The organism is Enterococcus sp. 3H8_DIV0648 (assembly GCF_002140655.1).
Taxonomy (GTDB): domain Bacteria; phylum Bacillota; class Bacilli; order Lactobacillales; family Enterococcaceae; genus Enterococcus_A; species Enterococcus_A hulanensis.
The window spans coordinates 2,199,055-2,220,952 of the sequence record NZ_NGLG01000001.1 but is presented as its reverse complement, the minus strand read 5'-3'; the positions used below and the strand labels follow the sequence as shown (position 1 = coordinate 2,220,952).

19 protein-coding genes, 2 pseudogenes and 1 other annotated feature are annotated in these 21,898 nt (G+C 41.2%); of the genes and pseudogenes, 11 read left to right on the top strand and 10 right to left on the bottom strand.

What is annotated here, in order from left to right; genetic code table 11:
* Positions 1–93: 93 nt before the first annotated feature.
* A pseudogene (locus tag A5875_RS10215) lies at positions 94–513 on the bottom strand (MurR/RpiR family transcriptional regulator); the annotation flags it as partial.
* Positions 514–572: 59 nt separating this feature from the next.
* Here A5875_RS10215 and A5875_RS10210 point away from each other — a divergent pair.
* From A5875_RS10210 to A5875_RS10200, 3 genes are all read left to right on the top strand, one after another.
* Positions 573–1,445 (top strand): type IV toxin-antitoxin system AbiEi family antitoxin domain-containing protein, encoded by an 873-nt coding sequence (locus A5875_RS10210; protein WP_088933502.1) that lies wholly within the window; start codon positions 573–575, stop codon positions 1,443–1,445.
* 17 nt (positions 1,446–1,462) lie between these two features.
* Entirely contained in the window at positions 1,463–2,341 is an 879-nt protein-coding gene (locus A5875_RS10205; protein ID WP_088933501.1) for a nucleotidyl transferase AbiEii/AbiGii toxin family protein, read from the top strand.
* Between the two features lie 92 nt (positions 2,342–2,433).
* Complete coding sequence (locus tag A5875_RS10200; RefSeq protein ID WP_088933500.1) at positions 2,434–2,844, top strand: hypothetical protein; 411 nt, start codon at positions 2,434–2,436, stop codon at positions 2,842–2,844.
* A 58-nt stretch (positions 2,845–2,902) separates the two neighbouring features.
* On the opposite strand, the pseudogene A5875_RS10195 reads toward A5875_RS10200, so the two are convergent.
* Positions 2,903–3,367 (bottom strand): annotated as a pseudogene (locus tag A5875_RS10195) (MurR/RpiR family transcriptional regulator); the annotation flags it as partial.
* A gap of 146 nt (positions 3,368–3,513) precedes the next feature.
* Here A5875_RS10195 and A5875_RS10190 point away from each other — a divergent pair.
* The 3 genes from A5875_RS10190 to A5875_RS10180 all read left to right on the top strand — a co-directional run bounded on the left by A5875_RS10190 (position 3,514) and on the right by A5875_RS10180 (position 6,267).
* Positions 3,514–4,197, top strand: a complete 684-nt coding sequence (locus tag A5875_RS10190) for an N-acetylmannosamine-6-phosphate 2-epimerase (RefSeq protein WP_088933499.1) — start codon at positions 3,514–3,516, stop codon at positions 4,195–4,197.
* A 78-nt stretch (positions 4,198–4,275) separates the two neighbouring features.
* Positions 4,276–5,778, top strand: a complete 1,503-nt coding sequence (locus tag A5875_RS10185; RefSeq protein ID WP_088933498.1) for a PTS transporter subunit EIIC — start codon at positions 4,276–4,278, stop codon at positions 5,776–5,778.
* Between the two features lie 24 nt (positions 5,779–5,802).
* Positions 5,803–6,267: a PTS sugar transporter subunit IIA gene (locus A5875_RS10180; protein ID WP_088933497.1), complete on the top strand. Its 465-nt coding sequence runs from the start codon at positions 5,803–5,805 to the stop codon at positions 6,265–6,267.
* Between the two features lie 109 nt (positions 6,268–6,376).
* On the opposite strand, the gene A5875_RS10175 is transcribed toward A5875_RS10180, so the two are convergent.
* Genes A5875_RS10175 through A5875_RS10165 form a run of 3 tightly spaced genes read right to left on the bottom strand, consistent with a single transcriptional unit; the run spans position 6,377 to position 9,367 of the window.
* A complete protein-coding gene (locus tag A5875_RS10175) occupies positions 6,377–7,477 on the bottom strand; it encodes an SIS domain-containing protein (protein ID WP_088933496.1) in 1,101 nt (366 codons plus the stop codon).
* A 25-nt stretch (positions 7,478–7,502) separates the two neighbouring features.
* Positions 7,503–8,309 carry a Cof-type HAD-IIB family hydrolase gene (locus tag A5875_RS10170; RefSeq protein WP_088933495.1) on the bottom strand — a complete coding sequence of 269 codons (807 nt, stop codon included), beginning with the start codon at positions 8,307–8,309 and terminating at the stop codon, positions 7,503–7,505.
* Positions 8,309–9,367: a LacI family DNA-binding transcriptional regulator gene (locus A5875_RS10165; RefSeq protein WP_088933494.1), complete on the bottom strand. Its 1,059-nt coding sequence runs from the start codon at positions 9,365–9,367 to the stop codon at positions 8,309–8,311. The genes A5875_RS10170 and A5875_RS10165 overlap by 1 nt, the downstream gene beginning before the upstream one ends.
* Positions 9,368–9,549: 182 nt before the next feature.
* On the opposite strand from A5875_RS10165, the gene A5875_RS10160 reads away from it, so the two are divergent.
* The 4 genes from A5875_RS10160 (at position 9,550) to A5875_RS10145 (ending at position 15,124) form a co-directional block, all read left to right on the top strand.
* Entirely contained in the window at positions 9,550–10,512 is a 963-nt protein-coding gene (locus A5875_RS10160) for an ROK family protein (RefSeq protein ID WP_088933493.1), read from the top strand.
* The gene (locus tag A5875_RS10155; protein WP_088933492.1) at positions 10,505–12,886 is read left to right on the top strand and encodes a glycoside hydrolase family 9 protein; all 2,382 of its coding nucleotides are present in this window, start codon (positions 10,505–10,507) and stop codon (positions 12,884–12,886) included. Before A5875_RS10160 ends, A5875_RS10155 begins: the two co-directional genes overlap by 8 nt.
* A gap of 142 nt (positions 12,887–13,028) precedes the next feature.
* The gene (locus A5875_RS10150) at positions 13,029–14,324 is read left to right on the top strand and encodes a PTS sugar transporter subunit IIC (RefSeq protein ID WP_088933491.1); all 1,296 of its coding nucleotides are present in this window, start codon (positions 13,029–13,031) and stop codon (positions 14,322–14,324) included.
* 2 nt (positions 14,325–14,326) lie between these two features.
* Positions 14,327–15,124 (top strand): sugar phosphate isomerase/epimerase family protein, encoded by a 798-nt coding sequence (locus A5875_RS10145; protein WP_088933490.1) that lies wholly within the window; start codon positions 14,327–14,329, stop codon positions 15,122–15,124.
* A 53-nt stretch (positions 15,125–15,177) separates the two neighbouring features.
* Here the strand turns inward: A5875_RS10145 and A5875_RS10140 are convergent, their stop codons facing one another.
* The 5 genes from A5875_RS10140 to A5875_RS10120 form a co-directional block, all read right to left on the bottom strand.
* A complete protein-coding gene (locus tag A5875_RS10140) occupies positions 15,178–15,798 on the bottom strand; it encodes a hypothetical protein (RefSeq protein WP_088933489.1) in 621 nt (206 codons plus the stop codon).
* On the bottom strand, positions 15,782–16,993 hold the full coding sequence (locus A5875_RS10135; RefSeq protein ID WP_088933488.1) for an ABC transporter permease: 1,212 nt from the start codon (positions 16,991–16,993) through the stop codon (positions 15,782–15,784). The genes A5875_RS10140 and A5875_RS10135 overlap by 17 nt, the downstream gene beginning before the upstream one ends.
* 1 nt (position 16,994) lies before the next feature.
* Positions 16,995–17,879 carry an ABC transporter ATP-binding protein gene (locus A5875_RS10130; protein WP_242551316.1) on the bottom strand — a complete coding sequence of 295 codons (885 nt, stop codon included), beginning with the start codon at positions 17,877–17,879 and terminating at the stop codon, positions 16,995–16,997.
* An 80-nt stretch (positions 17,880–17,959) separates the two neighbouring features.
* Entirely contained in the window at positions 17,960–19,108 is a 1,149-nt protein-coding gene (locus tag A5875_RS10125; RefSeq protein WP_088933486.1) for a HAMP domain-containing sensor histidine kinase, read from the bottom strand.
* The gene (locus A5875_RS10120; RefSeq protein ID WP_088933485.1) at positions 19,096–19,767 is read right to left on the bottom strand and encodes a response regulator transcription factor; all 672 of its coding nucleotides are present in this window, start codon (positions 19,765–19,767) and stop codon (positions 19,096–19,098) included. Before A5875_RS10120 ends, A5875_RS10125 begins: the two co-directional genes overlap by 13 nt.
* A gap of 187 nt (positions 19,768–19,954) precedes the next feature.
* Positions 19,955–20,196, top strand: a binding site (T-box leader).
* 466 nt (positions 20,197–20,662) lie between these two features.
* Between A5875_RS10120 and A5875_RS10115 the strand changes: the two genes are divergently transcribed.
* On the top strand, positions 20,663–21,766 hold the full coding sequence (locus A5875_RS10115; RefSeq protein WP_088933484.1) for a 5-methyltetrahydropteroyltriglutamate--homocysteine S-methyltransferase: 1,104 nt from the start codon (positions 20,663–20,665) through the stop codon (positions 21,764–21,766).
* Positions 21,767–21,898: the final 132 nt, after the last annotated feature.

Here is a 21,898-nt window from a genome sequence, read left to right as displayed (position 1 = left end):
ATTTCGAAATTTGAGAAGCAATTTAGAAATATTTTGGTCTTATTGCTCAAAAGCTGAGCGAGTTCGCGAAGCCTTTCTTAACCATAAATTTCTTTAATCCAAACTTTTATCCAAGATAGATCGTAAAACAGTTTCCCGGAGTTCAATGGAGTTCACATTATTTTCGATCTCGTAGCCTTGAACCAGCAGATCGCACAAATACAATTGCGAGATCTTTCCTGCTAATGAGGCGCCATCTAAAAATTCCTCGATCGCGGTTTGCAGGACAACATCCGCCAGCTGCGCAATGGGTGAAAGTTGATAATTGGTGATGGCGATAATTTTTGCCTGATTTTTCTTTGCGATATTCAAGGAATCATAGGTATCCTTGGTTCTTCCCGATAGCGAAAGGCCGATCACTAGATCCTTTTCCGTCAGCAAAGAAGCGACTTGCGCTTGGAAATGGGGGTCGACGACAGATCGAGATTGAACGCCGACGCGCAGCAGCATAGCCTCCAGATCCTGGTTGAAATTTAATACTTTAACGTTTTTTTATTGGTATTTGTTCGTTAAAGTATAAAAGGAGTGATTTGGTGGATAGGAATAAAATATTTGGACTAGAAATACCTGAAAGCGATGTGGAAAAACGAGAGGTGATTGATCGGATGGCCATGGAGTTACAAGGCGATCAATTGATACAGGTTATCGAGACGATGAAGGTGCCATATCTGACAGTTCAAATGCGCGACTATATGGTGGATGAGCAGCTCCCTAAAATGGACTCGCAAGAATTTCAATTCCTTGTGAAGGCCCAAGAGAATAATGGAGTGCTCTCAAAAAAGGAGACGAAAGAGGCGGGAATCACTCCCTATTCATTTAACAAATTCATTAAAAAATATCGGTTAAAAGAAATCGTCAGAGGGATATATATTTTTCCGAATAAATCAATTGATGGGTTATATCTATTCCAGAAGCAATATTCTAAAGCAGTTGTCTCTCATGAAACAGCTCTTTATTATTTGGGACTAAACGATGTTTTGCCAAAAGAAAAGATTATGAGTTTGCCACGAAATTACAAAATGACTCAGCTTTATACAACAAAAGATTCGACTACAAATTATCGAACAGTTTATCCAGCATCAGAGTGGAATTCTGGAAAAAAAGGCGTATTTATTATTTATAGAGAGAACGATCCAATTAGAGTTGTTGGAAATCGTCCGATTCCAGAGACTCAAATTAGAAAAATTGATTCTGGTTATGGCAATCTCATCCGAGTTACTTCAATGGAAAGAGCCATTGCAGATATTTTATCCACGCGATGGGAAGTAGAGGATGAAATTAAAGAAGTGGCTCTCCGTCGTTACTTTGAGCAAGAATCATTGAACAGGAATCGTTTGAGAAGAATAGCCAATCAACAAAAAGTTCTTAAAGAATTGGATGAATGGCTGCTGAAATTGAAATTATGAGGAAATGGAGGGACTGAATGAGACCAGAGCGGTTAAGAGATTTAATTAAAAACAGAGGCAGTGAGATTTCCTTTGACGAGTACCGTTTGCGGTATGCTGCCGAAAGATTTTTACTGCGCCTGCAAGAATCTTCTTATAAAGATAAGTTGATAATAAAAGGCGGTTTTCTGATGGGGACCATTTACAATGTCGAACAACGTATGACTAAAGATTTGGATGCATTGATTAAAGGAATGGACACTGACAAAGTGATTGTCAAAGAAATGTTAGAAGAGATTATGGCGATTGATCTTCAAGATGGTGTGCGGTTTGAGTTAATCGATTTGTTAGATTCTCAAAAGAATCAAATCTACAAAGGATATCGTGCAAAATTAATCATGTTTCTCGGCGACAAATCGAATGTAATTTTTGACTTTGATCTTGGTGTAGGTGACGTAGTGACTCCCTCACCTAGGCAAGTAAGGATACCGCTTCTTTTTAACGAGAAAAATGGAGAAAAGAAATTTCTTACATTACTCTCCTATCCATTGGAGACGATACTTGCAGAAAAGACAGAAATTATTCTCAGTTTGGGTACGGAAAATACGCGGATGAAAGACTTTTACGATCTTCATCTGATGCTGAATGATCCCGAAAGACCACCGATCGAAAAACGATATCAAGCATTTTTAAATACGTGGAATTTTCGACATGGAGAGATCAGTGATGAATCTTTTGAAGATTGGGAATTTATTCTAGAAGAACTTTCTCAAAAGGCCTCAGAGAAAAATGATGTTTGGCAAAGATACATTAAGGATAGGCCCTACGCACAAAAGCTTCGGTTAGAGGAAATTATTTCGGAATTCTCAGACTATGTGATAAAGCTAAAAGAAATTTACAATAAATCATCCGAATAAAAGAGAGCAAGGGACAAATTCCCTTGCTCTCTTTTTTTAGACATTAAAGGCTGTCTCTTATACACATCTAGATGTGTACAAAAGAAAAGATTATGAGTTTGCCACGAAATTACAAAATGACTCAGCTTTATACAACAAAAGATTCGACTACAAATTATCGAACAGTTTATCCAGCATCAGAGTGGAATTCTGGAAAAAAAGGCGTATTTATTATTTATAGAGAGAACGATCCAATTAGAGTTGTTGGAAATCGTCCGATTCCAGAGACTCAAATTAGAAAAATTGATTCTGGTTATGGCAATCTCATCCGAGTTACTTCAATGGAAAGAGCCATTGCAGATATTTTATCCACGCGATGGGAAGTAGAGGATGAAATTAAAGAAGTGGCTCTCCGTCGTTACTTTGAGCAAGAATCATTGAACAGGAATCGTTTGAGAAGAATAGCCAATCAACAAAAAGTTCTTAAAGAATTGGATGAATGGCTGCTGAAATTGAAATTATGAGGAAATGGAGGGACTGAATGCTGTCTCTTATACACATCTAGATGTGTATAAGAGACAGGTCGACGACAGATCGAGATTGAACGCCGACGCGCAGCAGCATAGCCTCCAGATCATTGCCGGTATTGCCGCTGGAGCCTACGCCAAAAATGTAGATTTGATTTGCTTCGGTGATCAATTGAACGGCTCGTTGAAGCTTTTCGCTGTCTAAACGTTGATTCGTCGTTCTTAACGCATTGTTGATCGTCGTTGTTCGTTTATCAAATAGATCAGACTCCTGTGAGACTTGCTGTTGTTTGCTGAAATCTTCTTTAGCGATGGCGATTTTCAAATCTGAAAAACCGGAAAAACCGATTTTTTGGCAAAAACGAATAATCGTCCCGTCACCAACATTCGTTGCTTCCCGAATGTCGCTCATAGTACTGTGAACAATTTTTTCGCCGCTGGTAAGAATATAGTCGGCGATTTTTTTTTCTGATTTTGTTAGGGTGGAATAATTTTCTTGAATGGTATAAGTAATGGTCATTAGTTCTCCTTTATCGTTAACGATGTCAACTTGAATTATACGTCAAAATAATTTTTTTTTCATTTCCTATTTACATTTTTGAAAGCGCATGCTATATTTTTGGAGTAATAATCCAAAATATTTTAAAAACGGAGTGAAAATGGAGCGTGGAGAAAAAAGAGTTTTTAGATGCTGTGAAAGGCGGCTTGATCGTTTCTTGCCAAGCCTTGCCAGGTGAACCGCTATATACAACGGAAGGAGGGATCATGCCTTTAATGGCAGTAGCAGCCAAAGAAGCGGGAGCCGTTGGGATTCGTGCCAATACGGTGAGGGACATTGTGCAAATAAAAGAAAAGGTGGATCTTCCGATTATTGGAATCATCAAACAAACGTATCCTGATTCTGAAATCTTCATCACCGCTACGATGAAGGAAGTAGATGCTTTGGTGGAGACAGGAGTGGAAGTGATTGCACTTGATTGTACCTTACGCCATCGACCTGATCATCAGACGATCAATCAATTTATTCAGCAAATCAAAGAAAAATATCCGAAGCAATTATTCATGGCCGATATCGCGACTTTTGAAGAAGGAGTGAATGCTTGGAGAGCAGGAATGGATTTTGTTGGTACCACTTTGCGAGGCTACACCGAGGCGGAGGCCTCATCAACTGTTGAGCTGGCAAAAGCTTTAGTGGCTGAAGGGATTTCAGTTATTGCGGAAGGACAAATTCATACACCAGAAGAAGCTCGAAAAATCCAAGATTTGGGTGTCGCCGGTGTCGTCGTCGGCGGAGCAATTACACGACCAAAAGAAATCGCCGCACGTTTTATCCAAGCGCTGACAAAATAAGGTTTTTGGTTTTTAGCAAAGTCAATTGAAGGGTGCACGACAGGAGTGCTTAATAGTAAATGAGGAGGATAAATCATTATGTTTAAAAAGTTTTCACAGTTAGGGCGGGCGTTTATGCTGCCGATCGCCATTTTACCGGCGGCCGGGTTGTTGTTGGGATTAGGCGGCGCGCTGACAAATGAGAGTGCGGTTGCTGCGTATCCATTTTTGAATCAGCCGTGGCTGCAAACGATTCTCAGCGTCATGAGTTTTGCCGGGAATGCGGTCTTTGCCAATTTAGCCTTGATCTTTGCGATTGGGATTGCCGTAGGTTTAGCGAAAGGGGATAAGGGAACAGCAGGTTTAGCCGGCGGTGTAGCATTTTTAGTTTATACAGCGACGATCAGCGGGTTATTGGAATTATTTTCGGCTAAGGATGCTTCGATCGATACCGGTGTTGTCGGTTCGATCGTGATCGGTGGAACGGTTGCCTATCTGCATAATCGTTATCGGAAAATTGAGCTGCCGCAATTTTTAGGCTTCTTTGGCGGTTCGCGGTTTATTCCGATCGTTTCATCCTTTAGTGCGATTGCGATTGGGTGTATCTTTTACCTAATTTGGCCGCCGATTCAAAATGGTATGGTGGTAATTGGTCAACAGGTCGCTCAAATGGGTAGTATCGGTACTTTCTTTTATGGTTTCTTGCTGCGATTAACAGGTGCGGTTGGTCTGCATCATACGATTTATCCGATGTTTTGGTATACGTCTTTAGGCGGTGTGGAAACGGTCGCGGGTCAGTCGATCTCTGGGGCACAAAATATTTTCTTCGCACAATTAGCGGATTCTAGTCATACAGGATTGTTTACGTATGGAACTCGTTTCTTTGCTGGACGTTTTGCGACGATGATGTTTGGTTTGCCGGCAGCTTGTTATGCGATGTATCGTGCGATCCCTAAAGAGAACCGCAAGAAAAATGGCGGGTTGTATTTCAGTGGCGCACTGACTTCTTTCTTGACCGGGATCACTGAACCGATTGAGTATATGTTCTTATTTGTGGCTCCTTGGTTGTATGTGATTCACGCGTTCTTAGATGGTTTATCCTTCTATTTTGCAGATATTTTGAATATTCGAATCGGTAATTCGTTCTCTGGCGGTTTGATCGACTTCTTGCTGTTTGGTGTTCTGCAAGGAAACGATAAGACTAACTGGATAAAAGTCATTCCATTTGGAATCGCTTGGGCAGTGATCTATTTCTTTGTCTTCAGCTTCTGTATTAAGAAATTCCGAGTAGCCATTCCTGGTATGGAAAATGACGACGAGCTGATGGTAGAGGCGGATGACTCTGGTTCTAAAAGTTTGCGGGATGAAGCATGGCAAATTATTGAAGCCTTAGGTGGAGATGGAAATATCGAAACTGTCACGGCCTGTGCGACACGCTTGAGAGTAGCTGTAAAACAAGGAGATCAGGTTCAAAAACCAGTCTTTAAACGCTTGGGTGCAACCGCTGTCTTTGAAGTTCAAGGTGGGATTCAAGCAGTCTTTGGCGGGAAAGCCGATCTGTATAGCCAAGAAATCAATCAATTATTAGGGCGCGACGATTAAGCTTGCAGATTGGAGCGATGATGAATGTTTGAGAAGTTCAAAAAGAAAAAGACGGAAGCTTTTTTCGCACCCGTTGATGGTAATTTTGTCCCATTAAACGAAGTTAGTGATCCAGTCTTTTCACAAAAAATGATGGGTGAAGGCTTTGGTATCAAACCAACTTCAGCGGAGATTTATTCGCCGATCAAAGGAACGATCACGACGATTTTCCAAACGAAGCATGCGATTGGTTTAACGGGGAAGTCAGGCAGTGAAGTATTGATCCATATCGGTTTAGATACGGTTGAGTTAGCTGGCGAGCCGTTTGACGTTCATGTAAAGGAAGGTCAAACAGTCGATGAAGCCACGCTGCTAGTGATCGCGGATTTTGAAAAGGTTCGGGCGGCAGGCAAAGATGATGTGGTCTTGACGCTGCTTACAAACGGCGGCGAAAGCTTTGATTCACTGGAGAAAAAGCAGATGAGCCACGGTGAACTGCTAAGAAAATAAACCAAATGAAAACCGCTCAACGGAGATTTTTCTCGGTTGAGCGGTTTTTTTATACTAAATGATCGGCAATTTAGGGGTTGCCAATCAAATAGGGGGCGATGAGTAAGGATTACACGTAATCTTGAACGGCCGTCTTACTTTTAACGGCTTGCGAGAAGTCGGTAAAGATCCGGTTCGTGATATCGATGCCCTTTTCTCGTGAGATATACCAGCAAAAGACTTGGAAAGGAATGACCGCCAGATATGGTGCTTTAAATTCATCTGAACAATTTCCTAACGCCAAGGTATTGGCATCCTCCGCTTCACCTGAGCGCAATGAGAGAGTGAAGACATGCTCGGTATGTTTTTGTTCATAGGCTTTCAATAGACCGGCCTTTTCAATGATCTCTGGTTTTGCCGGAGTTTCAATGAAGAACAAACGATGTTCAGGATTGATTTCTAAGTAAGGACCGTGCATGAAGGCTTCCAGCTCAACACCTAGCGAAGGCACCCGGATCGTTTCTGAGAATTTTGTTTCCATTTCTTTCGCTGTTCCAACTGCCGGACCGTAAGCGATCGAAGTAAAGCGCGGTGCCAGCTGGAAATCTTTGCGATGTGTCTCAAAGAATTTTGTCGATTGATCGATCACATGATTGAAACGACTAGTCAATTCTAAGAAATCCTTTAGTTCGTCGCTTTCTTGCTGTGGCGTCACCAATCCCTTTTTGACACCGATTCGCAGACCTAACAGCATGAGGGCTAAAACAGTCGCAGAAAAACCGAGCGTCACGTAGCCCACGCGTTCACGACCTGAGAGGACATCCAAGGTGGAAGTCGTGACTTTGGTGATCTCGCTATCGGGAATACTTGTGACCGCCATCGTATGAACGGCGTGATGATTGGTAATCTTATCCATTGCTTCGATGGTTGAGGTACTTTGACCACTTTGAGAGATACCCAAGACCACCTGAAGCTGCGGATCGATTTTTTCATAATGAGTAAAATTGTAGGGCTCTTCGATCGCCAATTTTACATCCGCCATTTTTTCGATATAGTATTTCGCACTTTTAGCGGCATTGATGCTGGAGCCTGTACCTAAAACCAGCCAGTTGGCGGCAGCTAAATCGAGTCCATTGATGGCCGTATCAATATTGGCAGGATAGGCATTGATCGCCGCCGTTAGCTTTTCTTGTTCTTCTAAAATGTATGACAGCATTGTAGGTTTTGACATAGTTTTTTCTCCTAAATATGTTTTTTTAACTGAAGTAATCAATCAGAAAATTGGCAATGCCATCTTCGACATTGGTATCCGTAATGAATTTCGCATGACGTTTCAATTCATCGACTGCATTGCCCATAGCCACACTGACACCGGAGGCTTGCAGCATTTCCAGATCATTGAGGCCGTCGCCGAAACTAATGATATTTTTTTGCGGAACCGCCAGACTATTTCGAACAGCTTGGATCGCGGTTGCCTTGTTGACTCCAAGCGGGATCAATTCGATGTTATTTGGATGGGAAGAGGAGACGGATAAAAGCCCGCTTTCTTCCAAAATCTTGCGCACCTGTTCCAGTTCGGCTTCGCGTTCGTCAGCAATAACGATTCCGTTTACGATCCGTTGGCTGACCGCCATTAACGTTTCTAAAGAATCAATGAAACGAAAATCCTCTTCGCTGCTGCCGATTCGAGATTGATCATTTTTCTGCAGGTAGCTTGGCAGCTGCTGGGTGTAAAAAATCGTATGCTCGCCAAAGAAAAACATCGGTAAATCATGCGTCGTGATCGTTTGATAAATGAATTGAAGCGCCTTATCCGATAAGCGTTTTTTATGAAGCATTTCATCGATTGAATAAATGCTGCCGTTTGATGCGATAACCTGAGTTTGAGCGGTCAATCTTTTGGCGACGTCAACCGCAGAAGAATATTTTCTGCCGGTCGCAACATAAAATTGATGCCCCGCTTGCTGAAGCTCAGTGACGACTGATCTTGTTTTGTTTGAGATTTTCTGATCCTTGGCAACGAGTGTGCCGTCGATATCCATAAAAATTAAGTGTTTTTCCATTACCCTCGTATCCTTCCAATACCGCAGGATTCGCGAATAATCAATTCTGGCGAGTGAGCTTCCAAAGCCTCCAGCGGTTCTTCATTAATCATTTTCAAAAGCCGTTTGACAGCTTGCTTACCGAGAAACTGGTTATGCTGATTGATGGTGGTGATCCTAGGAATCTGATAATCGCTGTCTGGAAAAGCGTCACAGCTGGCGATCGCGATATCTTCTGGACAAGCCAAACCATGGTCAGCTAACGCACGAAAAGCACCCAGCGCCACACGATCATTGATCGCCAATAGTGCATCAGGCAACTCGCCTTGTTCGATGATCGCCTTCATGTTCTGGTAGCCGTCTTCCGTATAGAAATCACTTAAATGAATCAAGGTCGGATCAAACGTACTATAAAGTGAGATCACCTTTTCAAAGGCTTGCACTCTTTGTGTTGTGATTTTAACGTTAGGCTCACCGCCGATAAAACCGATTTTTCGATGCCCCAGCGCCAATAGATGCTGGACAGAAAGAAAAATACCTTTTTCTAAATCCCGCTCGATAAATTCACAGCTGCAGTTTGCCTGTTTTTGACCAATGATTAGGACCGGCACTTGGCTGTTCAGCTGTTCAAGCGTGTGAAGATATTCAGGATTCGGTTCATCTCGATCGATCTCACCTCCGAGTATCAATACACCATCGACCTTTTTTTCAAAAATCGTATTAAAGGTGTCCCGTTCAGCAAAACTGCTGTCGGCTTTTTTCTGGCGACCGGCAGTCATTGTATTAAAGAGTAAAAGAGAATAGTTTTGTTCAAAGCTGGCTAACTCGATTTCGGAAACCAGCGAAGTAAAATAAGGGTTGGTAATGTCTGAGACAACCACTGCAAGGGTTTTCGTTTTATTCGAGATCATCCCGCGGGCCAGCATACTTGGCTGGAAACCTTCCTTTTCAATCACCGCTTGAACCTTCGCCCGTTTAGCTGGTGAGACAGAAGGATGGTTATTCAAAACGCGGGAGACTGTCGAAACAGACACACCGCTTTCTTTTGCTATTTCTTTGATTGTAATTGTTTTTTTCATAAGAGAGCGCCTCCTAGAAATCAGTTTAGGGGAGGAATGAAAAAAATGCAAGATATTTTTGGTAACGTTTCTAAATGTTAAAAAAACTATTGACAGGGGGATTGTTCACAGGGTATTATGACTCTTGAAAACGGAAACATAATATTTATATTTGGTAACGTTACCACGGATTGAGGTGCAGAATGACACAAACGGTTTTAGCAGTTGATTTAGGCGGAACCAAGATATTAATTGGGGAAGTCACGCCTGCTGGAGAGATTCTTACAAGTGAGAAATACCCTTCAACGGTCGTCGATCAACGCAGTGCAACAGAAAAAATAAAAGCAGCAATCAAAAATTATTTACATCACCACAGCATACAAGGAGAACTAATTGGGATCGGCATGTGTGTCGTCGGACGCGTTGATACTGATCGCGGGCAATGGATGGAGATTCATCCGGGATTGTCTGATCCGATCTTTTTAGCGGATGAGATTACACAAACCTTTCAATTACCATGTTGGATCACTAACGATGTTTCTGGTGCAGCTTTGGCGGAAAGTATCTTAGGTATCGGTCAGGAAACAGGCAATTTCGTTTATATCAATATTGGAACAGGGATCGCAGCCCGCGTGGTGGCGGACCATCAATTGATCAAAGGCGGTAACTTCAACGCCGGAGAAGTCGGTCATATGGTGGTAGATATGAGAAGCGATGATCTTTGTACCTGCGGCAGAAAAGGCTGTGTCGAGCTGTTTGCCTCAGGTTTGGGCATGCATAATCAAACAGTAAAATTTGCCCCTGATTATCCAAACACGATGTTAACGATTGAAGAGGGGAAACGTGTGACCTTCCAAGAATTGATTGGGGCATATGAAGCCAACGATCCCTTAGCAAGAAAAGTCGTCGACCAAGCATTACAAGCTGTAGCGGCTTTAACGATGAATTTGATTCGTGTAAGTGACCCGGAAGCGATCATTTTTGGCGGCGGTGTAATGAACGATGGATGGTTTTTGAATCATTTGGTAACGTTTCTAAATGCGAAAACGATCCGCTTTATAACTAAAGGGATGCGTGTCACAACACTTAATCCAAACGAAGTTGCGTTAAAAGGAGCTGCAACATTGGCTTTTATGATGAAGAAAGGAGTAAAAACGTATGCGTGATTTTAAACAGGACGTAAAAGCATCAGGTTATATTCACCGACCATTGCCATTAGACAGCAGTCGTTCATTTGAAAAGCAGCAATTAGAAAAAGAAGCGATCGCAAAACGTCGATCATTGACTGATAATTTTCAAAACTGGCAGCAGCGCGGTCGTGGAGAGATCAAGCAAACGGAAGAAACAGTCACTTTATTGAGTGCCACGCGTTATGACACATGGGCTAAAGGTGCACCGGAAGATGGCGACTATGTCAATTTTGGCGAAGTCGGAGCCTATCTGCCGATTCCACGCGAAGACTGGTCCGAATTTACCCAAATCAAACTAGATATCGTAGCGGAATGTGTCAATGTCATCAATCCGAATATTACGATCACGCTGGAAAATGATGGCGAAATCAAGATTCCCGATATCTATAATCGCGAAGGAACCCATGTCATCAATTTGGAAGGACAAGCCAAACGCACGTATGTATTAGACATCAGCAATTTGCCAAGAGATGTAGTAACGGGGATTCGTATTTTTACTGGAGCGAATGGTTCCTACATGAACCTGCAAGGTCAGCTTAGTTACACCATCAGCAGTTTATTTTTAGAGCAGAACCAAAACAGTACTTCTGCAAAAGGCTGGAAGGTGCCAAGTCAAGAAATCGTCTTTTCTCATATCGGCTATCATCCGGATTATTCAAAAACAGCAATTATCAATTCCGAGGATTTTACTGCAACGACGTTTGAGCTTAAGTCAGAAGATACTGTCATTTTCCAAGGCGAAATTCAAAAAACAAAAACGGAAAACGGCACGTTCGGTGTACTAGATTTTTCAACAGTGAAAGAATCAGGAACGTATTATTTACAAATCGCTGATACGAAAACGCCAAACTTTCAAATCGGTGCAGTCTCAACGCTGAAAGCCGATTCGATTTGGAAATCCTTGAACTTCATTTTCTGCGAACGCTGCGGCTGTCCTGTTCATGGAATTCACGGAACCTGCCACGAAGATTTGACAGTGGAATATAAAGGTTCGTTAGTGAGCTTTAACGGAGGCTGGCATGATGCGGGCGATCTTTCGCAGCAATTGGTTCAAACGGCAGAAGTGACCAGCAGTTTATTTGAAGCCGCAGAAACAGTCAAAGATCAACCAGACCTTTATCTGCGCCTAATTGAGGAAGGGGAATGGGGAATCGACTTTATCCTGAAAACTCGTTTAGACGAAGGCGACCGAGTTACTAGTGCCGGAATCACTCGCTGGACAGATAATCGGATCGGTACGATGGATGATGCTGTTCCGCGCATTCATAACAGCCCCTATGATAATTTCTTGATTACAGGATTGCTGGCAAAAATCATCAAATCCCTGCCGCAAGATTATGCGATGAGATCCCAACTGCTGCAAGTCGTGAAAGAAGATTATCAGTACGCATTTGCCGGTTTCAAAAAAACAGGCTTCAAGCATGAACCGATTTTCTGGGAGCATACCTATAACACATCTAAGAGCCTTTTCTTAGCGACAATGTCATGGACAGCAGCGTTGATGTATCAATTGACTGCAGGAGAAACGTATCAAGAGCAAATGACGGAATGGTTTGACGAATTGCTCACTTGTCAAGAACAAACAGGTCTGGACTTGTCTGACGGAACGATACTTAAAGGGATGTTCTATCGCGATGAGACGCATAAAGTCTTTCAACATTTCAATCACCAAGCTCGAGAGCACTTGTATGCGTTGGCCTTTGAAGAGGTTCTGACAGCTTCACCGAAGCATGAAAAATGGTTAGAGCATGCCAATGAATACGGCGATTATTTGGATTATTTAGGCCAATTTACTGACCCTTACCCAATGTATGCCAGCGGAATCTATCGTGAAGATGAATGGCAGGATAAGGAAAGCTTTTACAGACAGCATCTATTAGTCGATGACGAAGCAGAAGTTAGCTACCAAGAACAACTAAAACAAGGAATCAAAATTGGCGACGGTTTATATATTAAACGATTTCCTGTGTGGTTCTCTTTCCGCGGCAATAACGGCATTTTACTTTCGATGGGTAAAAGTGCAGCGGTTCTAGGCCGATTACTCAATCGACCAGCACTGCTAGATAAAGGACATCAACAGCTGCAATGGATGGTCGGAAAAAATCCCTTCGGACAATCGATGATCTATGGGGAAGGTTACAATTATCCGCAGCAATACTCGGTTTCTTCTGGGGAATTAACAGGTGAGATGCCTGTTGGAATACAGACGTTTGGAAATGAGGACCAACCGTATTGGTCTCAATTCAACAACGCGACGTATAAAGAAGTGTGGGTCGGTGTCGCAGGCAAATGGTTGTCACTCGTTGCTGAATTAATAAAATCTGAAAAAGTATGTCAGTTCCACTTTTAACAGTTTACCAAATGAAGGAACCTTTAATAAAAAAGATCAAATGAACTGAAAGTAACCTAGTGGAATGATATATGGCTTGAAAATAGGACTCATTTTTCTCTAGAAAAATGAATTCCAAAATATGAAAAAGGAGATTAAAACAATGATGAAAGATGGCGCATTTAATAAAGAAGCTTTAGGAGAAAAAGTGGCATATTATTCGAATAAGGTTGCAAGTAACCGTTATATCGCAGCGATTCGGGATGCCTTTGCTAGTACTATTCCGCTAACCATTATTGCATCTGTATTTATTTTGATTAATAATTTGTTACTGGACCCTACCAATGGGTTATTCAAGTCTTTTGGAGATTTTGTTGCTCTTAGAGAGATTGGTGGACAGATTTATAATGGAACAATGGGGATTTTAGGGTTAGTTGTAACATTTTTGATTGGATTACACCTAGCAAAATCATATGGAAAAGAAGGATACTTGGAAGGAGTTATTGCACTCGTTTGCTTCGTTATTCTGAATCCAAGTACAATTACTGCTTATACACCTACTGGAGGAGAAGAGCAGGTTACAGGAGTCTTAGCGCAGGCTAACACTAGTGCGACTGGTATGTTCTTAGGAATTTTTTCTGCTTTAGTTGGCGTTCGGCTGTTTATTCTTTTTAGCAACAGTGAAAAATTGAAGATTAAAATGCCTGAAAGTGTTCCGCCAGCAATTGCCGGTTCGTTTAATGGACTTGCACCAGCTTTATTTGTCACAATTATTTTTGGTACCTTAGAAGTGTCTATTCGCCATTTAAGCGGTCTTGCGATTCCTGATGTTGTGGCTCAAATATTGCAAATGCCTTTAGTTGCAGGCTTTCAAAGCTATTTCGGAATTACATTTTACTGTTTCTTGAGTTGCTTACTATTTTTCTTTGGTGTTCATGGTCCATTTGTTCTTGGTTCGGTATCAGGTCCGATTTTGTTAGCTTCATTACAACAAAATATGGATGCTCATACCAGCGGCGATGTTCTTCCAAATATTGTGACGCAGCCATTTGTTGATTGCTATATCTATATCACGATGGTTTCGTTAGTTATCGCATTGCTTATTGGTTCAAAAAAAGCTGATTCAAAAGCGATTGCTAAAATAGGTGCGGTACCAAGTTTCTTCAATATCAGTGAGCCATTAATGTTTGGGCTGCCAATTATATTCAATCCAATTTTGGGTATTCCATACGTTTTGATTCCGATTGTTTCAAGTACGATTGCTTATACGGCAACTAGCCTTGGTTGGGTGGGGAAAACATATCTCACAGTTCCATGGGTGACACCAGCTGGTTTATCTGGTTATCTTTCTACTGGCGGCGATATTCGTGCGGCGATTTTACAAATTATTATTATCGTTGTAGGCGTGTTTGTATACCTACCATTTGTTTTGATGGCTAATAAAGTGAAAGAAGTTTAGAGATGGAGTTAGGAATTAAACTTTCGGCCGGCTTATTTCCGGTGCTCGATGATTTTCGAGAGAATCCAGAGAAAACATTAAAGCAATTAGCTTCGGTAGGCTATGAGGGAATCGAACTGTACGGGAACTTTATTCATTCGCCAAAGGTCATTAGGGACATCTGTCAGCAGTATCAATTGGACATTAGCGGAGCACAAACCTCTTGGCGCTATTTGAATCAAGCTCATTTACAAGAAGTTATGGATTATAACTATGAGCTTGGAAATAAAAATATTATCATTTCTGCTTTAGGTGGTCCTTGGGAATCCGGCCATAAGAAAAAGGAAAATACAATTTCTACTTGGTTAAGTCATGTTGAAAAGATGAATGAACTTCAAGAAGTGTTGAGTCAAAATGGTTTTACACTTAGCTACCATACACATGATTATGATTTCGGCGAAAAAATTGAGGGAAAGCAGACCTCTTTTGAACTCATTTTCCAAAATACTAATCAACTTGTTGGTATAGAAGTAGATACCGGCAGTAGTATCAAAGGAAAACAATGTCCGCAAAAATTAATCAAAGCTTTAGGAAAAAGGGCTCATTTGGTTCATTGTAAACCAATTAGGGAAGATGATTCTTTTGATGTTAACCTTGGTGAACCTAACGATGTAAATGATTGGAAAGAAATTCTAACTGCTTGTTTGCAGGCGGGGACCCAATGGTTAGTAGTAGAGCCTGAGAATAAACTAGAATCTGGTCTTACCGCGTTAACAAAATCTTACCAGAATATTACGAGTTTAATGAAGACTAAAAAATAAGAAACTGTATAGTAAAAATGCGTAACAGAAACTAGTCTCTGTTACGCATTTTTTTATGTTCTTCTCTTCGCCAACATAAAACTAACAAGCACTAGCACTATTCCGCTAACAAAAAGCACAAGTTTAGAAGTCGCATCCTGTTCATTCAAAGTAAAGAGATAGAAAATTTTTAAGTATTTATCGCCGGTAAACAGGCTAGCTACATAATAGCCCAAGGGAAGAATCAAACCTGCGACAGGCTGAGCGGTAATAGCGAAACCAAAGGCAAACAAACCACCCATAAATAAAGTATTTGCTAGACCGCCAAAGAGGAAGCGGCCAAATGCGATCGCAGCATTACTTTTTTCAAAAATCAGCAAGCAGCCGCAGGTCAACAGGAACAAGGCCAGCATGATCTGGATAAAGCGCAGGAATAAAATATTTACATAAGCAAACCGTTTCGTCTTGATCAATGAGGTTGTTTCCTCTGAGCCATCCGGCAGATAGAGCGGCAGGAACAAAATCAACCCAATCAAAGGGAAGAAGCGTTCGTAAATTTCAGCGCTTTGCATTATAGAAGCATTCTCTACGCCAAATAAAAATGGAAAAAGCAGTGTGAGCACAAGAGCAGCGATCACCGCCGGATAAAAATGAAATCGCCAGAAAACAATCGAAACTTTAGCGAGGATGTCCATAGTGAATCCTCCCTTTTCGTTTTAAATCAAAGATGACACAGCTGATCAAAAAGCAAATCACTCCAAGTGCGAACCAAAAGACGCGATTGACGACTAGTTCGGTAAAGATGCCTTCGAACAATTCTCGTGACCCAACAGTATTGAAACGCGGAATCAGATTTAAGCCAATACTGCCGACTACCTGCCGAGCATTGACCAGCAGTGAAAGCAGCCAAAGTCCTAATTGGAAGAGAACGCTGATCAATCCATTGAATAAGGTGGTTACAAGAAAACTAATTCCAACGACGGCAACGATCGTAGGCAACAACCAGCCGAGAATATATTGATAAAAGAGGAATAAACTACCAGTATGCTGGTACTTTTGTGCGACATAAACCGATTGAAAGGCTGGCAGAAAACTAAACACAATGATTGGCAGCAAAATCAATATCACCGTCGCTAAAAAACGGGTTCCCTGCAATTTAAAAGAAGAGATCCTTTTTGTTTGAATCACCAACTGACTTTGGGACCGTCGATCTCTCAAGACGACCGTCGCTGCTACAAAAACAGGAACCAAAGCCAAAATGATACCTAAATAATCACAGGTCATTCGAGCAAATGCACCAGATACGCGATCTTTCGTTAAAGTTGTCTGGAAGTTATGGTTGGCTTCTTCGTAATTTAATTTTTTATACGATTGATGTAAGTAAGTATTTTTAGCAAAGTCAGAACCTTTCCCGATGATTTTTTCGACCTCAGTCATATCCTTCTCGAAATGTTTGTAGGTATAGCTTTTTGCGATTGGTATTTTTTCAGCCATAGTGAATGGATTGAATTGTTGTGCAGGCGTACTTGTCATGTGACTTGTTTGTATTTGATTCAGTTGATTGATCGAACGACCAGTAGCTCGTTCGATGATTTTTTCTATCGCTGCCTGATCCGATTTCGAAGGCTTGACGATTTTTAGAAAGCCCAAGGGATAGGTGTTGTAGCTTTCATTGTTGGATTGCTGCAGCAAGTTATAAATTGTCTGCTGCTGGATGTCCTTTTTGTTTGTGGTATGTGCGATTCCATAGTCGCTTTGGTCTGGTTCGGGTTGTTTTAACGAAATAAAATCAGAGCCTAATTGCGTAAAAAGAAAGACGCCAATGAAGAGGACCGCCAACCAATAAGTTAAGCCTCTGAAAGTCAAAGATAGTTCTTTTTTCAGCAACATATTAATCCCCGCCTTTCATCGATAATAGGTAGAGATAGGCGTCTTCTAATGTTGGGCGCTCTTCGATCACGAGGGGATGCTGCATGATCTGTGCCTGCGGATTGCCGATAAAACGCAGGTGAGAGGTGCTGCCTTCTTGCTGCAGACTGATGATTTGGACTTGCTTTTTAGCAGCGCTTAACTCCGTTCGCGGGACTTGGACACTGAAAATTTTCCCTTGAGCGTTTAATAGTAGCTGCTCGATCGAATCTGAAAAAATGATCCGGCCCTGTTCTAAGATCGCCACATTTTCTGCGGTTGCTTCAATATCACCGGCAATATGAGTAGAGAGTAGGACGATTTTATTTTCACTGACTTCAGCTAATAAATTACGAAATCTCAGCCGTTCCTCGGGGTCTAATCCGGCAGTTGGTTCATCCACCACTAAAATTTTTGGATCATTCAGTAGTGCTTGAGCGATTCCCAACCGTCGTTTCATTCCGCCAGACATGGCTTTAACTTTGACATTTTTATGGATCGTCAGATTGACTTGATCCAATAAGGCGTTGATGCGGGTTCGCCGAGTTCGCTTATCCAACTCTGAAAGCACAGCTAAATAATCCAATGCCTGATAAGCGGTCATGTTGCCGTACATCGAAAACTCCTGCGGCAAAAACCCGATGATCGAACGAATCTTCTTTTGATCGTGAATATCGATCCTGTTCATTCGAATCTCACCCTCATTGGTCGGCAGTAAAGTAACCAAGGTTTTCATTAGCGTGGTTTTACCAGCGCCATTGCGTCCCAATAAGCCAAACATGCCCGTAGAAATTGACAGGTTGATGTCGTAGAGAACTTGTTTTTTGCCATAATATTGATTTAAATGATTGATGTCGATTTGCATCATCGATCCCTCCTAATGTGTATCCTCTTCTTACTTAAAGGATAATCATCAAATCTCTATAAATTCTCTACAAATGAGATAAATTAATCATTTAAAGCGAAAACCGCAGAGACGATCGCGCCACCGTCAATACTATTGGCGATCTTCAGGTTGCCGCCGTGTTTTTGGGACAAGGCTTCGGCGATGGTCAAGCCGAGTCCGAAATGACTATTCTTATTTTGAGAATAATAAGGCTCCGTTGCCGTCAGCAGTTCTTTTTTAGAAAAACCTGGACCATCATCCTTCACATAAATAATCAATAGCTTTTCTTGCAGGGTGATCGTGATATTAATCGTATTTTTCGCAAAGCGATAGGCATTATTGAGCAGATTTTCTATTACTTCATTGATCAGATCGCTATCGTAGCTGGCCGTGATTTTAGGATATTCCTTGATGATCTGCAGGTCCTTTTCTGGGCGATGCTGACGAAGCTCCAGTAAATGTTCTTCAATCTGATTCAGCGGCAGCACTGTTTTATGCAGCGGACGATCCTCTAATTTCTGCAACTGCTGCATGGTTTCGGAAAAAGAAGTTAGCCGGTTGATGCTGTTCTTGATTTTTCCGGCCGCTTTATCAAAGGTTTCTGGACTCAATCGATCCTGTTCAAAATAAGCTTCCATCAGCTCCAGATTATTTTGAATGGTTGCTAAAGGCGTGCGCAAATCATGGGAAAAAGCCGCATTGACCTTTTTCTGATCGTGGTACAGCTCATGGAGTTTCTTTTGATTTTCTTGCAGCGTTACTCGCAGATGATCCAAACCTGCTGAGGTCTTTTCAAATTCGTCATAAGTATTGTAGTAGATCGGATGCTGATAATTTCCTTGTTCGATCTGTTCGATGCTTTTTTCCAAGATAGTGATCGGCTGCAAGATACGTTTGCGGTAAAATACAGTCGTCGCAAAATAAATACCTAAGAAGCCATAAACGAAAACAGCGTAATGACGAATAAATTCTAGTATTCGGATCGACAACAGAGATTTCTTTGAAGGTACCCAAGATAAATACGCCCAAAAATGTGAATCCTGCGCATCCGGCATCAGGATCAGGCGCTCCCAGCTGACACAGATAGAGACCGTGATCAAGGTCGCAAAGACAACCGCCAAAACACCGATAAAAAGATAAAGGATCAGGCTCTGATCAAGACTGCTTTTTCTGGCAAAGAGACGATCAATCGTATCTTCTAACCAATCCATTTATAGCCCACCCCCCAAACGGTTTGAATAACATCAATCGATGAATAATCAGCGATCTTTTTACGGATTCGGCGAACGTGCTCTGTAATAATAGCGGCGTCGCCTAATTTATCCCAATCCCATAAGTGCTGATAGATTTCATCTTTTGAAAAAGCTCTGCCGGGATGTTTGGAAAGCAGCTCGACGATCGCGAATTCGACTTTAGTCAAATGAATCTCTTGATTACGAAACTGCAAATTTTTCTGATCATAATCAATCATCAGTTCTTCAAAATAAGCAATTTTTCGCGTTGCTTGTTTTCTTGTTTCACGTCTAAGATGAGCCTCAATTCGTAAAGCCAGTTCCTTTAAACTGACAGGCTTAACTAAATAATCGTCACCGCCAATTCTCAATCCTTCAAGTCGGCTTTCCTCATCTTCCTTAGCAGACAGAAAAACAATCGGGCAGGTGATCTGTTCACGAATCGCTGCACATAATTCGAATCCATCCATTTCCGGCATATTTACATCCAGAATAATAATATCGGGCTGATGTTTCAGCTGTTTTAATCCTGCTAAACCATTGTCTGCGGTATAAACGAAGTAACCCATCAATTGAAAGTAATCCGCGAATGTTTCAAGCAGATCGCGTTCATCATCAATGATCAGTATTTTTTTCATGATAAACCTCCTGACATTTTTGATTCGTATAAATTAATCCTATCATATTAAATAGAAGGAAGATATTTGCATTAATAGGTGTTTACTCTGTTAATTGCTTTGGCTAAAAACTATAGATAAATTTTTAAGTAGTAAAAAGAGTTTGACAAAAGCAGACCAGCCCGCTATCCTTAACTTAGATTAATATTAAAACACTATGAGAAAGAAAGTAGAAATAAAGATTTCCAGCAGAGAGTCTCGGCAGCTGAAAAGAGACGGAGAGGATTTATTTTGAAAATGGCTTTTGAGTGGATCTTCTGACTAATTAAGAAGGTACGGGATGTTCCGTTAAACAACAAGAGTCTCCCAGCGATGGGGTACTTATCGAGGCAGTGGCTCGTGAGAACACTGCATAATTAAGGTGGTAACGTATATTTATATGCCCTTAGACAGCTATTCGGCTATCTAAGGGCTTTTTTTGCGAGTCGGTCTTTTCGCAGTATATTGGTTTTGAGAGCTAGATATTTTTTATGGTCAATAATTGACCAAGTAGTTTAGACCGATCGTATGCGTACGAAGATAAAAGATTTTTTTGTTTTAAAAAAAATCATTCCTTTAGCTGAGTTAGCTGCGAGTCGGTCTTTTCGCAGTATATTGGTTTTGAGAGCTAGATATTTTTTATGGTCAATAATAGAGCAAGTAGCTTAGACCGATCGTATGCGTACGAAAATAAAAGATTTTTTTGTTTAAAAAAAATCATTCCTTTAGCTGAGCTAGCTGCGAGCTTGATTTTTTCGCAGCCTTCGAAAAAGAGACTTCATCAACACGCGGCAATAGCTTTCAAAAGTTTATTTACTTATCCAAGTTATCAATCAGATTTTTTCTGAAATATATACAATAAAAAGGAGAGAATTTTATGACCAATATTCCATTTCGTTTTGATCAAGTAGGCAGTTTATTAAGACCAGAGAGATTAAAAAAAGCCCGTGAAGAATTCAAGCAAGGGGCGATCACTAGAGAAGCGTTGACTAAAATCGAAGACGAGGAAATCGTTAAAGTAATCCAAAAACAAAAAGAAGCTGGTTTGCAGGCGGTGACGGATGGTGAATTTCGTCGCCGCTGGTGGCACTTGGATTTTATTGCTGGACTAAAAGGGATTACTGTTTTTGATTTCGAAACAACAGCCTTTGGTATTACGACTGAAGCTCAAGGAACTTTTGTCAGCGGACCGCTTTCTTTTGATTCTGCGCATCCGTTTTTAGATCATTTCAAATTTACGAAAGAACAAGCAGGAGAAACGATTGCGAAGCAAACCATTCCGGGACCCAATATGATTTATTTAGATTCATTTATCTTATCGAAGCAATACCATGAAAATCCTGTCTATGCAGATAAAAAAGAGTTCATTCAAGATTTGATTACAACCTATCAAGCAGCGATCCAAGCTTTTTATGATGCAGGCTGTCGTTATTTACAATTAGACGATACGAGCTGGGGCGGATTATTCGATGACCGCTTCCGTGGAATGATCGCGAGCAACGGTTATGATCCTGATGAATTGATCCAAGAGTTTGGAGATATAACCGAAGCGGTCCTTTCCAAGAAGCCGGCTGATTTAGCGGTGACTTTCCACTTCTGTAAAGGGAACTTCCAATCCCATTGGCTTTATAACGGTTCTTACGACAAAATCGCTGAACGTCTATTAGCCATTACACAATTCAACGGCTTCTTCTTGGAATTTGATGATGAACGTTCTGGAAGTTTCGAACCATTAAAGAACATTCAAGATCAACGAATCGTTCTAGGCTTAGTTACGACGAAAACACCAGAATTAGAAGACAAAGAAACCTTGAAGGCGCGGATCAAGGAAGCTACACAGTTTGTTCCATTAGAACAGCTTTGCTTAAGTCCGCAGTGCGGCTTCTCTTCGACACATGAAGGGAATAAAGTGACTGAAGAAGATCAATGGGCGAAATTAAAATTAGTCGTTGAAACAGCGAAAGAAGTTTGGAAGGAATAGAGTATTCTTTATACTTGAACAATAACGGAAAAACCGCAGTATAGTGTCTATATTACGGTTTTTTCGTATGTCGTAATTTTGAGTAAATATTGGTGAAATATAGTACTAAAGATTATTTTAAGTACCATTATT